This is a genomic window from Gorillibacterium sp. sgz306347 (genome assembly GCF_059735245.1).
The window spans coordinates 46,572-59,878 of sequence record NZ_JCAPET010000011.1 but is presented as its reverse complement, the minus strand read 5'-3'; the positions used below and the strand labels follow the sequence as shown (position 1 = coordinate 59,878).

Below are 13,307 nucleotides of genomic sequence, written 5' to 3'. Positions count from 1 at the left end.
GGACCTCGCGGCATGGTATCAGACGACGGCGTCGCTTTTCTCGTGCCGGCGGCCGGGAATTTTGCCCGTCCGCTCGTATTCCAGAGCGATCGCGTCGATTTCCTTTTTGAGCTCGTTGACCAGCTCCGCTTCCGGCACCTTGCGGATCATTTCGCCGTACCGGAACAGCATGCCTTCGCCCCGGGCGCCCGCGATGCCGATATCGGCTTCGCGCGCCTCCCCGGGACCGTTAACCGCGCAGCCCAGCACGGATACCTTGATCGGCACCCGCAGCTTGGACAGGTACTCCTCCACCTCGTTGGCGACGGAAAACAGGTCGATGTCCAGGCGGCCGCAGGTCGGACAGGAAATCAGCGTCGGCGCGTCGGAGACAAGACCGAAAATCTTGAGCAGCTCGCGCGCCACCTTCACCTCTTCGACCGGATCGGCGCTCAGCGACACGCGGACGGTCGAGCCGATGCCCAGCGAGATGAGCGCTCCGAGCCCGGCCGAGCTTTTGATCGTGCCGGAGAACAGCGTCCCGGATTCGGTAATGCCCAGGTGAAGCGGATAGCGGAAGGCTGCGGCGGCTTTGGTATACGCTTCGATCGCCATCGGCACGTCCGAAGCTTTCAGAGACACGATGATGTCGTGAAAATCCAGCTCCTCCAGAATGCCGATGTGGAACAAGGCGCTTTCCACCATCGCGTCGGCGGTCGGATAGCCGTACTTGTCCAGCAGATGCTTTTCCAGCGAACCGGCGTTCACGCCGATGCGGATCGGGATACCCCGCTCCTTGCAGGCTTTGACGACGGCTTCTACCTTTTCCCGGCGGCCGATGTTGCCCGGATTGATGCGCACCTTGTCGATGCCGTTTTCGATTGCTTTCAGGGCAAGCCGGTAATCGAAATGAATGTCCGCCACAAGCGGAATATGAATGCGCCGTTTGATCTCGCGGATGGCTTCGGCGGCCTCCTCGTTGTTGACGGTCACGCGGACGATCTGGCAGCCCGCTTCCTCCAGCCGAAGGATTTCGGCCACGGTCGCTTCCACGTCCGCGGTTTTGGTCGTGCACATGCTCTGAATGACGATGCTGTCGCTGCCGCCGATGGTCAGGTTGCCGACTTTGACCGGGATCGTGTCTTTTCTGTGGAACATGGCAGGCTTCTCCCTCTCTATGCAAAGATCCTCCGCTACGGCCCCTCGATAGGGCTCCGCAGCGGAGGCGTAACGGATTTAGATGCGGTTGGTCGGGCGCGGTTACGCGCTCTCTTCCTTCTTCTTGGACTCCTTCGTGGTCAAGAGCGGCGCAATTTTCTCCTGCACCACTTCCTTGGTCACGACGCATTTGCTGACGTCCGTCCGGGACGGGATGTCGAACATGACATCCAGCATAATGCTTTCGATGATCGCCCGGAGGCCTCGGGCGCCGGTGTTGCGTTTGATCGCTTCCTTGGCGATCGACTCCAGCGCTTCCTCGGTGAACTCCAGATTCACGCTGTCCATCTCCAGCAGCTTCTGGTACTGCTTCACGAGCGCATTCTTCGGCTCCGTAAGGATCCGTACGAGCGCAGTCTCGTCAAGCGGCTCCAGGGTGGAGATGACCGGAATCCGGCCGACAAATTCGGGGATCAGGCCGAATTTCAGCAGATCCTCTGGCAGCACGAGGGAAAGGTATTCGCCCGGCTTGAGATCCGTTTTGTGCCCGTCGGTGCCGAAGCCGATCACCTTTTTGCCGATGCGGCGTTTGATGATCGATTCCAGTCCGTCGAAGGCGCCGCCTACGATGAACAGAATGTTCGTCGTGTCGATCTGGATGAATTCCTGATGCGGGTGCTTGCGGCCGCCCTGGGGCGGAACCGAAGCGACCGTTCCTTCGAGGATCTTCAGCAGCGCTTGCTGCACGCCCTCGCCGGAAACGTCGCGGGTGATCGACGGGTTCTCGGATTTGCGGGCCACTTTGTCGATTTCGTCGATGTAAATGATGCCGCGCTCCGCTTTCTCCACGTCGTAATCCGCCGATTGGATCAGCTTGAGCAGAATGTTCTCGACGTCTTCCCCGACGTAGCCCGCTTCCGTCAAGGAAGTGGCGTCGGCGATGGCGAACGGAACGTTCAGGATTTTGGCGAGCGTCTGGGCAAGCAGCGTTTTGCCGCTGCCGGTCGGCCCGAGCAGCAGGATATTGCTCTTGGCGAGCTCGACTTCGTCCTTGCTGCTTTGGGTGTTGATGCGCTTGTAGTGATTATATACAGCGACGGACAAAGACTTCTTGGCCATGTCCTGTCCAATGACATACTGGTCGAGAATGTTCCGGATGTCGCGCGGCTTGGGAACGTCCTTCAGGTCGAGATCCTCGTCCTGTCCGAGCTCCTCCTCGACGATTTCCGTGCACAGCTCGATGCATTCGTCGCAAATGTAGACGCCGGGACCGGCGACCAGCTTGCGCACCTGGTCCTGCGATTTGCCGCAGAACGAGCATTTGAGCTGACCTTTCTCTTCGTTAAATTTAAACATCGGATCACCCCTTGGGTTAAACTAAATCTTTTCGGGTGATGACCTCGTCGATCAACCCGTAGGCCTTGGCATCCTCAGCAGACATGAAGTTGTCCCGGTCCGTGTCCCGGTCGATCTTCTCGTAGGGCTGACCAGTGTGCGTCACGTAAATTTCGTTCAGCTTCCGCTTCGTCTTGATGATCCAGTCGGCGTGAATCTGGATGTCCGATGCCTGTCCCCGGACTCCGCCCAGCGGCTGGTGGATCATCACTTCGCTGTTGGGCAGCGCGTAACGCTTCCCCTTCGCGCCGGCCGTCAGAAGAAGCGAGGCCATGCTGGCCGCCATTCCGACGCAGATGGTGGACACATCCGGCTTGATGAACTGCATCGTATCGTAAATGCCCATCCCGGCCGTAACGGAACCTCCGGGAGAATTGATGTAGAGGCTGATGTCCTTCTCCGGATCCGCCGCCTGCAAAAACAGCAGCTGGGCGATGACCAGATTGGCCACGCTGTCGTCGATCGCGTCGCCGATAAAGATAATGCGGTCCTTCAGCAGGCGGGAATAGATATCGTACGATCTTTCGCCGCGCGCTTCTTGTTCAACCACCATAGGAATCAGACTCATACCGGCAGCATCCTTTCATCCCTAAAATAACCGATTGCACAGCTTTATTTTATCATGTTTAAAGACGTCTGTCATTTTTTACCCATTGGAAAAACGTTGAAACCGCGCGGCTCCGGGCGGAGCCGGAGTGGAAAAGAAAGGCGCCGAAAATGCGACGCCTTTCCGTATGGGTTCATCATTTTTTCGCTAGGATTCGACGTTTACGCCTCTTCCGGCTTCTTGACGCTGGACTCGACCAGGAAATCGACCACTTTGCTGCGGGTCAGGTCGGCCTTCAGGTTGTCCAGCATGCCGTTGGATTCGAACAGCGTGCGGATTTCCTCGCTGGAGCGCTGGTACAGACCGCCGAGACGCTCAAGCTCCTTGTTCAGGTCTTCCTCCGTCGGCTCGATGCTTTCGGCTTTCGCTACGGCTTCCAGCACCAGGGAGTTCAGCACGCGCTTGCTTGCATCCGCGCGCATTTGCTCTTTCAGGGCTTCTTCCGTTTGACCCGTGAACTGCGAGTAAAGCTCCAGGTTCATGCCTTGCCCTTCCAGGCGGTTGCGGAAATCGGAGAACAGATTTTCCACTTCGTTGTCGATCATGACGTCCGGCACATCCACGGTTGCGGCGGCGGCGACCTTCTCGATCACGGCATTCTCCAGCTCGCGCTTCAAGGATTGCTCCTTTTGCTCGCGGAGGCGTTTTTCCACGTCGGCTTTGTATTCCTCCAGCGTGTCGAATTCGCTGACGTCCTTCGCGAATTCGTCGTCCAGCTCGGGCAGGTTTTTCCGTTTGATTTCGTTAACCTTCACTTTGAAGACAGCCGCTTTTCCCTTCAGGTCGGGCGCGTGGTACTCTTCCGGGAAGGTAACGTTGACTTCTTTCTCTTCGTCCTTCTTCATGCCGACCACTTGCTCTTCAAAGCCCGGGATAAAGCTGCCCGAACCGAGCTCGAGGGAGTGGTTCTCGCCTTTGCCGCCTTCGAAGGCAACGTCGTCCATAAAGCCTTCAAAGTCGATAACGGCGATGTCGCCGTTAACAGCCGCTTCGTCGTCACCGGCTACTACGAGCTCGGCGTGACGTTCCTGCATGCGCTTCAGCTCGGCTTCGACTTCCTCGGCGGTCACGTCGGCGGATTTCTCCGTCACTTCGACGCCTTTGTACTCGCCGAGCTCCACTTCCGGCTTCACGGCCACTTTGGCGGTGAATTTCAGCACTTGGCCTTTGCCCATTTCCTGTACGTCCACTTCCGGACGGTCGATCGGCTCAATGTTCACTTCTTCGACGGCTTCGGTGTAAACTTCCGGAAGAAGGATATCCAGCGCGTCCTGGTACAGGCTTTCCACGCCGAAACGGCGCTCGAACATGGCCCGCGGCACTTTGCCTTTGCGGAAGCCCGGAACGGTTACTTTCCCGGCCACTTTCTTGAACGCTTTGTCTAACGCGTCGTTTACACGCTCGGCTTCAACCTCGACGGTAAGGACGCCTTGATTCTTCTCTATTATTTCCCAGCTTGCTTTCATTTTATGCTTTCCCCTCCAAAAAATGTACCTGCCTCGTTTTACCCGTTGACCTTAAACCATTCCATTATAATCATTACGCCCTCACATTTCAAGACAAGACGTTTTTTTCCTGACTCCGGCGGCCCGCAAGCAGCGCCGGCGGCGGTCATAGTGCGCTACAATCTGCCGCGCAGCCGGACGAACGTTTCGATCGCCTGCTCCGCCTGCCGCCATTCCAGGACCTGCTCCTCCGTCAGCCCGTATTCCTCGCGATAGTCCGTTTCCCCGGCATCCTCGGTTTGCAAAATCTTTCCGAGCGCCCCGTGCAGGGCCGCCGCCCAGGCGTCGATGCCGCCGTCGTCCAAAGCCGCCAGCCGGCCGTAAAGCGGCGAGGCGTAGACGAAGGAAAGAAATTCGATCCAGGTCTGCTCGGCAAAATAGGCAAGGGCGGGTTCCCCCACTTCGCTTTTGGCCTGCACCCGGCGCAAAACGGCGCTCATGGCGTCCGGAAAGTCGTCCGCCGAGAGCGGCGTCTCCTCGATCCGCACCTCGCGTTCGCCGCCCTGGTACCGGATGGTCACGGCGCCGTTCTCGCCCCGTTTGCGAAGCGCCTGCAGCCCCTGAAACACGATAAAAGGGTGCAGCGTCGCGTTTTGCAGCCATTCCTTCAGCGTAGGCGTCACGTCCGGATGGTCCAGGTAGGTAAGCTGTCCCAGCGCCAGAAGAATCTTCTCCATGCTGTCGCCGGTAATAAGGGCGTCCAGCAGCCGGTTGACATAACCGCTGTCGGCCGTCCGCCTCCGGTCCACGCTGTTCCGGAACAGCTCCTCCTCGGTCTCCTCCGGCCCGGCCGGCTCGGTTCCGTCCCGGCTCTCCAATCCGGGCAGCATGTTCTCCAGCCAGCCGAGGAGCCCCTCCCATTCTTCGCGGTTGCGGGGATCCCCGGTCTCCAGCTCCAGCAGAAAACGAAGCAGCCCCACTGCTTCGGCATAGCGCTCGGTCTCCAGCATCCGGGTGAGCTGCATTTGGTAGTAATCGATGGTTTTCGGAAAAAGGATGACTTTCCCTTTCGCGTCGTTGTTGTCGTTCCCGTCGCTTTCCCGGCTCCTGATAGCCGCCACCTCTTTCGCATAAGCTTCTTCACCTGATGGTAGCCTGTCCGCGTCCAAAAAGCAAAGCAACCCCGGACGGCAAGTTTCCGATTGCTTTTCCCGGGAGCTTTGTGCTATGATAATGCTGTTTCGCCAATCCGCATGCGGGTGTAGTTCAATGGTAGAACGCCAGCTTCCCAAGCTTGAGGCGAGGGTTCGATTCCCTTCACCCGCTCCAACCGTGCATATGAACAGAGCCCTTTTCGGGCTCTTTTTGTTTCTTCATAGATTCAAGTGCAAGATCGACGCCAAAGTGCAGAACCGGCAGCCAAAACGCGAGACCGGAGGTGCGAAGGGAACATGGGGAAATCGGCCTCGGCGGCAGCTCCGGGAGCAAGCGATGCAGCCCAGAATCCGCATGCCCGGCGGCTTGACAAGGAATGGCTTTGCCGTTATCATTGGTCTAGCCAAAAGGGAGCCGTCTGCCAAGGTGCGGAGCTTTTGGATGCAAACGCAGGTCCCAGTAGCTCAGCTGGATAGAGCAACGGCCTTCTAAGCCGTGGGTCGGGGGTTCGAGTCCCTCCTGGGACGCCATTCCAACTTTACATCTTTTACACGCCGCTCCTTCAATAAGGAGCTTTTCTTATGTCTTATAAACACAATAGAAAGAAAAGAGCAGGACGGCCTAACCAGCCTCCTGCTCTTTTCTTTCTAATCTGCGCGCTGCCCGGACAGCAATGGAATCGGGCATTTTCCCCGGGGCACTTCCCCCTTCCCCTTTCCGGCCTACTGAATTTACTGGTAGGGCCAATAACCTTAGCGGAAAGGATGATTATCATTGCCTTCCATTATCGATTATCAGTTTAACGAAGAGCCTGCCGGAGGAGGATCGCTCCCGTTCCAGCTGACTTCAGGCGTTGAGGCGGGCATCGCCACCATCAACCTGAACAACGCCTTTTTGACCGACCGGATTGTATTTGCCGCCACGGTAGGGTGGATGCCTTCTCTTTTACCTCTCGGTTCGGTCTCGCCCATGCTCACTCTTCGCATTCGCCGCGACGCTTCCAACGGACCGATTCTCTATCAGATCCAGGACAGGGCATATATCGGACCGGGCAGCGAGGTTCCGGGGGAATACATTCCGGTGATTACCTCATTTATCCATGCCGGGATTGCCACGGCGACCGGACCTAACGCTTATGTGTTAACCGCCCTCCTTTCGGGGAGCGGCTCCGTGTTTGGGCCGGTGCATTTTAGCGGCGCCAGCCTCTACCAATTGGGTCCCGTGACCCCCTGAAGGCAGCGTGCGGTACCGGACCTTTGGTTATTCCAGCCAGCGTTTTCCCGTTTCGTGCTCGATTCCGAACTGGTCGAGAATGCGCGCGACCGTTTGGAGCACCATGTCGTCGATCGTTTCGGGCTTTGTATAAAACGCCGGCATTGGCGGCAGCATCACCGTGCCCATCCGGGCGAGCCGCAGCATATTCTCCAGATGGATCTCGCTGAGCGGCGTCTCCCGCGGCACCAGCACCAGCTTGCGCCGTTCCTTCAGCGTCACGTCCGCCGCCCGGGAAATCAGGTTGTCGGTATAGCCGTGGCTGATCGCGGCCAGCGTCTTCATGCTGCACGGCGCGATTACCATTCCGTCCGTGCGGAACGACCCGCTGGAAACGGAAGCCGCCAAATTGTCGGCGGCATGCACGCGGGAAGCGAGCTTTTTCACGTCCTCCACGGCATAATCCGTCTCGATCCGGATCGTCTTCTCCGCCCACGGGCTCAGGATCAAATGCGTTTCCACTTCCAGCTTCTGCAAAACCTGGAGCAGTCGGATGCCGTAAATCGGCCCCGTTGCCCCGGAAAGAGCGACGATTAGTTTCATTCCAAGGTGTCCCTTCCGTATCCTGACATGCTGAAAACAGGCGTATCGGCCTTGCTAGTATTATAGTAGGCCGCCCCCCGTTCCAACAACAAAAAAACGCACCCTCCTCGAGAGGCTGCGTTTCAATACGGACCCTGGCCGTTCGGCAAAAAGGCGCATCAGGACAGCAAGCGCTCGATTCCCGAACGGATGATGGAGCAGGAGTCGGCAAACTTGCGCGTTTCCTCTTCGGTCAGGTTCAGCTCCACCACTTCCTCGATTCCGCCCGCTCCGATAATGGCGGGCACGCCCGCACAGACGCCCTTTTGCCCATACTCTCCATCCAGAATCGCCGATACGGCGATGATCTTGTGCTCGTCGTTCAGGATGGACCGGGTGATATAGGCGAGCGCATTGCCGATGCCGAATTGGGTGTTTCCTTTGCGGAGAAAAATTTCCCAGCCGGCGTCCTTCGTTTTCTTCGCCACTTCCTCCAGGTCGACATGCTTGAACCGCTCTTTGTGCTGGTCGAGAATATGCAGGATCGGTTTCCCGCCAATGGTTACATGGGACCAGGCGACAAACTGCGATTCGCCGTGTTCGCCGAGCGCATAGCCGTGAACGCTGCGCGGGTCGATTGAAAACACTTCGGAAAGCAGGGTTTTGAGGCGCGAGGAATCGATAGAGGTGCCGGTTCCGATCACCCGGTGCCGCGGCAGGCCGCTGATTTCGCGGATCAGGTAAGTGACGATGTCCACGGGATTGGCCGCAACGACGAAGATGCCGTCGAAGCCGCCGCTCATGACCCGTTCGACGATTTCCCGCGTGATCTTGCCCGCGTCCTCCAACACGTCCAGGCGGGTTTGCCCCGGCTTCGGATTTGCGCCGGCGGTCAGCACGATCACGTCCATGTCCCGGCAGTCTTCGAGATTTCCGGCGTATACCTTTGTTCGCGTGGATGTAAAGTCCATGCAGTGCGACAGGTCGAGCGCCTGCGCCATCGCCCGGTCGTAGGTCCGGTCGATCATCATAATTTCGTCGCACACGGACTGGTTGATCATGGAATAGGCGCAGCCCGCTCCCACCATGCCCGCTCCGACGATAGCCACCCGTCTGGTTGTTTTTCCCATCGCCATCCTCCAACGCTTGTCTTATCAATCTGATTGATTTCTTTTATTATACGCGAGAACGCGGTCTGTGTCACATTTAATGACATTTCTCCGGAGCGCAGCAAAAAACCGTCCGTTACCGCGGACGGCCATGGCGGTTATCCTTTCTTTTTGAGCGCAAGAATAGCCTCTTGGGCGGCGGGATAGCGGAAAACGAAGCCGGCCTCGGCGGCCGCGCGGGGCAGGACCCGCTGCCCCTCCAGCAGGAGCGTGCTCATCTCGCCGAGGACCGCCCTCAGCGCAAAAGCGGGTACGGGCAGCCAATGAGGACGGCCGTACGCTTTGGCAATGGCTCGGCCGAAGTCGTCGTTCAGCAGCGGGTTGGGAGCAACGGCGTTTACCGGACCCTCGAGCTGCGGCGACAGCAGACAGAATTCTATCAGGCGCGCAAGGTCATGCAGGTGAATCCAGGACACCCACTGCCGGCCGGTCCCGATCCGGCCGCCGGCAAAAAACCGGTAGGGAAGCCTTTGCAGGGGAAAGGCTCCGCCGCCGCTGCCCAGCACAACCCCAAGCCGGAGCTTGACGAGACGGACGGCGGGAATCCGGTCGGCCGCCCGTTCCCATTCGCGGGAGACGTACCCCAGAAAATCGCCGGTCGGCTTGACGGAGGTTTCGTCAAAAACATCGCGCTCGGAAGTGCCGTAAATGCCGACGGCCGAGGCATTGATGACGACCGGCAGCGGGGAAGCCAAACGCCCGGCCATCGCGGCGATCCGGGCGGTCGTCTGCACCCGGGATTCCAGAATGGCCCGTTTCCCTTCCGGCGTCCAGCGGCGGCGGATGGTCTCGCCCGCCAGATTCACCACCGCGTCCGCCCCCTGAAGAAGCTGTTCTTCCTCCGCCTGTTCCCACGTGGCGTACCCGAGCGGACCGCCGCTTTCCCGGGACGGGCGGGAACGGCGCGAAACGATCCATACTTCATGGCCCTGCGCAGCCAGATGAGCCGATGCGGCCCGTCCGATAAAACCCGTGCCTCCGAATAAAACGATTTTCATGCGCGGCCTCCTTCCGGTTTTTCGGCAATGACAGACAAAAGGCTCCCGCGAGCGGCCGGAAACCGCACGAGAACCTTTATCCATGCCAGCTTTTCTCATTTTCATAACCGGAAGACGCGGCAGTGAAACAGCCGGCGTCTTTTTGCGGACTCACTGCGCCTGGGTCAAGGCGCTGTCGACTGCCGCGGTAAGCTCCTCGTAGCTGGTGCCCGGCGCCAGATGAGTGCCGTTTACAAAGAACTGCGGCGTTCCGTTGACGCCCAGCGAGCCGGTAATCTTATAGTCTTCTTTTACATCGAGCATATACGTATGCTCTTTCAGGTCTTTCTCAAACTGGGCCTGATCGATCCCGTCCATGTTCTCCTTCACGAAATTGATCAGATACTTCTGCGTGGCCCATACTTCCGTTTCATCGCCCTGAGCCGCGAACAGCTTCTCGGTGAACTCCCAGAACTTGTCGTTGTTCTGCCGGTAGATCGCTTCGCCGGCGCTTGCCGCAAGGATCGAGTCGCGGTCGATGAACGCGTGGTTCATGAAGTAGAACGCGACCTTCCCGGTATCGACGTAGTCCTTCTTGAATTTGGCCAGGTTCTCTTGCGACCAGGTGGCGCACACGGGGCATTTGAAATCCGCGGCCTCCACCACCTTCACCGGGGCGTCGGGATTGCCGAGCACCGGCTGCTTGTCGTACTGAATGCCTTTGGAAATATCGATGCTGCCCTTGATCTCGGTGTAGTTGATCAGTCCCTTTTCGTCGGCCGCCTTGAGTTTGTCCTGGTAAGCGTTCAGGCCGACCAGAATGCCCAAAAGCACGACCAATACCCCGAGGAACGCCGGGATAAAATAATTCGTTTTTTGCCTGCGGGCCATCATTTGCCCCCCTTCCTACTGGTTTCCACTCGATCATACCTTGTCCGTAAAAAAATTACTATAGGGTTTCCCGACCTGAAAATCCGTTTTTCTTTGGTTTTCCTGCTTTTTTATGGGATTTTTTACTTTTTTGCAAACGTTTTCTCTCTTTTTCTCTTCTTTCTTTTGCACCTGCCGAATATTCATGTTACTGTGATATTTGTCTCGGTTTTTTGGCGCTTCATCGCTTACAATAGCAGGGAACCGATTTCGACAGCGATTGACAGTTACATTGAACCAAGTGGGGGTTTTCCTTTGAATCATGCTTCCGTCTCTTTGGTAACGGACACGGAGTTGTTTGCCGCCGCGCTATTCCAGAGCAAGGTTCTGGTCGTGCAAAGAAAGAACAACGTCATTTTGCTCTATCCGGGCAAAATCGAAAAGTTTGACGAAACCTGGGTCAAGGTCAGCGGCTCCTGCTACCGCCGGAGCGAATGCGACTTTCAGATGCTGTAGCACGCCCATGTTAAGAGAAGGCGCCCGAACGGCGCTTTTTTTGTGCGTTTTTTCGGCAATGGGTGGTACAGACGAGAACTGGGCGATGCGGCGCATCGCCTGGAGATCGGAATACGCAACAAAAGCCCCGGAGAAAACCGGGGCTTTTTGCGCTGCGGACCAAGCCGGCGTTACGCCTGGAATGCGCGAATCTGCTCTTTCAGCTCCAGCATCATCTCGTTCAGCCGCTGGGCGGAGCCGGAAATGCCGTCCATGAGCGCTTTTTGCTGCCCGGACGCCGCCGCCACCGAATCCGCGTGCCCGGCCGAATCGCGTGCGGTGTTGAACATCTCTTCCATAGAAGCGGAGATTTCCTCGGTTCCGGCCGAGATTTCCTGGGTCGTGGAGGACACGTCCTGCATTTGGGCCGTCACCTCCTGGACCGATGCCCGGATTTGCTCGAAGGACAAGCCGATCCGCTCCATGCGGGCGATGCCCTCGCGGATTTCTTCCATGCTGCGCGTCATCGAATCCGAGGCGTTTACCGTCGAGGCCTGGATGTATTGCACGCTCTGCACGATGCTGGCGATGGATTCGCCGGTCCGCTCGGCGAGCTTCTTTACCTCGTTTGCGACGACGGAGAAGCCGCGCCCGTGCTCGCCCGCCCGCGCCGCTTCAATAGAAGCGTTCAGCGACAGCAGCGATGTCTGGTTGGCGATTTCCGAAATAACCTCGACAATTTGGCCGATCTGGCTGGAATGGCCGGCAAGCTCGCGGATTTGGCCGGCCGTCTGTTCGGCCGATTGGCCGATGACGCCCATCTGGCGAATGGCGGATTCGATTTCCCGATGGCCGCCTTCGATTTCCGCCGAAACCTCCTGCGACTGATCCGACACGCTGGCGGCCGACTCGGAAATCCGCTGCACCCCGACGGCCATCTCCTCGCTTGCCCGCGCGGCCTGCTCGGCGCTTTGCAGCTGGGCGCCGGCGCCGGATGCCATGGATGCGGCGGCAGCTGCGATCTGCCCGGATGCCTGGGAAGATTGGTCCGCCGAACCCAGCAGCTCGGAAGAAGCCGCCGTGACCTGCTCCACCGTGGCGTCGATCTTCTGCACCATGCCGCCCAGCGATTCAATCATCCGGTTGATGCTGGCGCTCATTTCGCCGATCTCGTCCTTGGAGCGGACCGGTACGCGTTCGGCCAGGCTGCCAGCGGCCGCGCGCTGCATGCTCGCCGAGATGGATACGATCGGTTTGGCGATCAGACGGGTCAGCACCAGGGCGATTGCCGCGACAAGCAACAGCACAACGGCAATGACCGTAAACGACAGCGTACGAATTTCCGTTACCCGTTCGAAGATCTCCTTTGCCGGGGCTTCCAGCACAAGCTTCCAGCCTGTCGAAGGAACGGTCTCGTAATAAACCATGATCCGTTTCCCTTCCTCGCTGCGGTATTCTGTGGACCCGCTGTCGCCCTTCAGCACATCCGCATATACTTGCTCCAGGCTGCTTCCTTTCGTGAATTCCGTCACATTTTTACCGATGCGATCCGGTGCCTGGGACGTGTAATAGACGCCGTCCGCCGAGAGGAAATACGCCGCCCCCGTTTGGCCGAGCCGGATGCTTTCACTCAGCTCCGCCAGGACATCCGGCGTAAGGGAAAACGCGATGCCCCCGGCAAACTTGCCGTCGTTCATCACCGGAACGATCATCGGGATGATGTATTTTTGCAGCGGCTCCAGATACGACATGTCCGCCACCGAAGGCCGGCCCGTTTCCTTCGCGCTCAGAAAATAGTCCGCCGTGGACATATCGGCCGTCATGTTCTGCATATTGGTCAGCGTCCCGCTGTCGCTGATAATGCTGTAGCCCTCCGAGGTACGGTCGCTTTCGTCGAGCAGCTGCAGAACGGGAAAAATGGCCTTCGGGTCCATCGTTTTGAACTCCGGATGCGCATTCGTCAGCTCCTGCACGGCCGACACCTTCATTTGCACCCATTCGTCGATCCGGCCCGCGTTCACCTGCAGCGTTTGCTTCGCCGTTTCCTCATGATCCTCTTTGACGACACCGCTAAAATACTGAATGTAGAAGACAGTCGCCGCCAGCAAGGGAATGACGGCCAGCGCGAGCAGCACCGCCGACCATTTGACCTGAATTGAATTCACGTTCCATGTTTTCTTTTTCATTCCGAGTTCCCCTATTCTGGCTGAGTTGGTTACGTTTCTTTATATCGGTCGAATCCTGTCGAAAATAATGAACATAT

The 13,307-nt window shown here is 58.1% G+C and carries 13 protein-coding genes and 2 tRNA genes; 4 read left to right on the top strand and 11 right to left on the bottom strand.

Going from position 1 to position 13,307, the window contains the following annotated elements; genetic code table 11:
* Positions 1–18: 18 nt before the first annotated feature.
* From ispG to AC6I6H_RS08320, 5 genes are all read right to left on the bottom strand, one after another.
* Entirely contained in the window at positions 19–1,137 is a 1,119-nt protein-coding gene (ispG, locus tag AC6I6H_RS08340; RefSeq protein ID WP_497953287.1) for a flavodoxin-dependent (E)-4-hydroxy-3-methylbut-2-enyl-diphosphate synthase, read from the bottom strand.
* A gap of 102 nt (positions 1,138–1,239) precedes the next feature.
* Positions 1,240–2,493: an ATP-dependent protease ATP-binding subunit ClpX gene (gene clpX, locus AC6I6H_RS08335; RefSeq protein WP_497953286.1), complete on the bottom strand. Its 1,254-nt coding sequence runs from the start codon at positions 2,491–2,493 to the stop codon at positions 1,240–1,242.
* Positions 2,494–2,509: 16 nt separating this feature from the next.
* Positions 2,510–3,100 carry an ATP-dependent Clp endopeptidase proteolytic subunit ClpP gene (gene clpP, locus AC6I6H_RS08330; RefSeq protein WP_497953285.1) on the bottom strand — a complete coding sequence of 197 codons (591 nt, stop codon included), beginning with the start codon at positions 3,098–3,100 and terminating at the stop codon, positions 2,510–2,512.
* Between the two features lie 200 nt (positions 3,101–3,300).
* The gene (tig, locus tag AC6I6H_RS08325; protein ID WP_497953284.1) at positions 3,301–4,605 is read right to left on the bottom strand and encodes a trigger factor; all 1,305 of its coding nucleotides are present in this window, start codon (positions 4,603–4,605) and stop codon (positions 3,301–3,303) included.
* Between the two features lie 155 nt (positions 4,606–4,760).
* Positions 4,761–5,705, bottom strand: a complete 945-nt coding sequence (locus AC6I6H_RS08320; protein ID WP_497953283.1) for a hypothetical protein — start codon at positions 5,703–5,705, stop codon at positions 4,761–4,763.
* A 134-nt stretch (positions 5,706–5,839) separates the two neighbouring features.
* On the opposite strand from AC6I6H_RS08320, the gene AC6I6H_RS08315 reads away from it, so the two are divergent.
* The 3 genes from AC6I6H_RS08315 (at position 5,840) to AC6I6H_RS08305 (ending at position 6,972) form a co-directional block, all read left to right on the top strand.
* Positions 5,840–5,913, top strand: a tRNA-Gly gene (locus tag AC6I6H_RS08315).
* A 279-nt stretch (positions 5,914–6,192) separates the two neighbouring features.
* Positions 6,193–6,269 (top strand) — tRNA-Arg (locus AC6I6H_RS08310).
* A 244-nt stretch (positions 6,270–6,513) separates the two neighbouring features.
* Complete coding sequence (locus AC6I6H_RS08305) at positions 6,514–6,972, top strand: hypothetical protein (protein WP_497953282.1); 459 nt, start codon at positions 6,514–6,516, stop codon at positions 6,970–6,972.
* A 27-nt stretch (positions 6,973–6,999) separates the two neighbouring features.
* Here the strand turns inward: AC6I6H_RS08305 and AC6I6H_RS08300 are convergent, their stop codons facing one another.
* The 5 genes from AC6I6H_RS08300 to AC6I6H_RS08280 form a co-directional block, all read right to left on the bottom strand.
* The gene (locus AC6I6H_RS08300; protein WP_497953281.1) at positions 7,000–7,554 is read right to left on the bottom strand and encodes a UbiX family flavin prenyltransferase; all 555 of its coding nucleotides are present in this window, start codon (positions 7,552–7,554) and stop codon (positions 7,000–7,002) included.
* A 158-nt stretch (positions 7,555–7,712) separates the two neighbouring features.
* Positions 7,713–8,663 carry an L-lactate dehydrogenase gene (locus AC6I6H_RS08295; protein WP_497953280.1) on the bottom strand — a complete coding sequence of 317 codons (951 nt, stop codon included), beginning with the start codon at positions 8,661–8,663 and terminating at the stop codon, positions 7,713–7,715.
* A 137-nt stretch (positions 8,664–8,800) separates the two neighbouring features.
* Positions 8,801–9,700, bottom strand: a complete 900-nt coding sequence (locus tag AC6I6H_RS08290; RefSeq protein ID WP_497953279.1) for a TIGR01777 family oxidoreductase — start codon at positions 9,698–9,700, stop codon at positions 8,801–8,803.
* A 150-nt stretch (positions 9,701–9,850) separates the two neighbouring features.
* A complete protein-coding gene (locus AC6I6H_RS08285) occupies positions 9,851–10,570 on the bottom strand; it encodes a DsbA family protein (protein WP_497953278.1) in 720 nt (239 codons plus the stop codon).
* Positions 10,571–10,603: 33 nt separating this feature from the next.
* On the bottom strand, positions 10,604–10,873 hold the full coding sequence (locus tag AC6I6H_RS08280) for a hypothetical protein (protein WP_497953277.1): 270 nt from the start codon (positions 10,871–10,873) through the stop codon (positions 10,604–10,606).
* On the opposite strand from AC6I6H_RS08280, the gene AC6I6H_RS08275 reads away from it, so the two are divergent.
* Positions 10,865–11,065 (top strand): hypothetical protein, encoded by a 201-nt coding sequence (locus AC6I6H_RS08275; RefSeq protein ID WP_497953276.1) that lies wholly within the window; start codon positions 10,865–10,867, stop codon positions 11,063–11,065. The genes AC6I6H_RS08280 and AC6I6H_RS08275 overlap by 9 nt on opposite strands.
* 170 nt (positions 11,066–11,235) lie before the next feature.
* Here the strand turns inward: AC6I6H_RS08275 and AC6I6H_RS08270 are convergent, their stop codons facing one another.
* Positions 11,236–13,230, bottom strand: a complete 1,995-nt coding sequence (locus tag AC6I6H_RS08270; RefSeq protein ID WP_497953275.1) for a methyl-accepting chemotaxis protein — start codon at positions 13,228–13,230, stop codon at positions 11,236–11,238.
* Positions 13,231–13,307 lie beyond the last annotated feature (77 nt).

Excerpts from the sequence above, each read along its gene's own strand:
- ispG (WP_497953287.1), bottom strand. The coding sequence starts at position 1,137 with ATGTTCCACAGAAAAGACACGATCCCGGTCAAAGTCGGCAACCTGACC.
- clpX (WP_497953286.1), bottom strand. The coding sequence starts at position 2,493 with ATGTTTAAATTTAACGAAGAGAAAGGTCAGCTCAAATGCTCGTTCTGC.
- clpP (WP_497953285.1), bottom strand. The coding sequence starts at position 3,100 with ATGAGTCTGATTCCTATGGTGGTTGAACAAGAAGCGCGCGGCGAAAGA.
- tig (WP_497953284.1), bottom strand. The coding sequence starts at position 4,605 with ATGAAAGCAAGCTGGGAAATAATAGAGAAGAATCAAGGCGTCCTTACC.
- AC6I6H_RS08300 (WP_497953281.1), bottom strand. The coding sequence starts at position 7,554 with ATGAAACTAATCGTCGCTCTTTCCGGGGCAACGGGGCCGATTTACGGC.
- AC6I6H_RS08295 (WP_497953280.1), bottom strand. The coding sequence starts at position 8,663 with ATGGGAAAAACAACCAGACGGGTGGCTATCGTCGGAGCGGGCATGGTG.
- AC6I6H_RS08290 (WP_497953279.1), bottom strand. The coding sequence starts at position 9,700 with ATGAAAATCGTTTTATTCGGAGGCACGGGTTTTATCGGACGGGCCGCA.
- AC6I6H_RS08285 (WP_497953278.1), bottom strand. The coding sequence starts at position 10,570 with ATGGCCCGCAGGCAAAAAACGAATTATTTTATCCCGGCGTTCCTCGGG.
- AC6I6H_RS08280 (WP_497953277.1), bottom strand. The coding sequence starts at position 10,873 with ATGATTCAAAGGAAAACCCCCACTTGGTTCAATGTAACTGTCAATCGC.
- AC6I6H_RS08270 (WP_497953275.1), bottom strand. The coding sequence starts at position 13,230 with ATGAAAAAGAAAACATGGAACGTGAATTCAATTCAGGTCAAATGGTCG.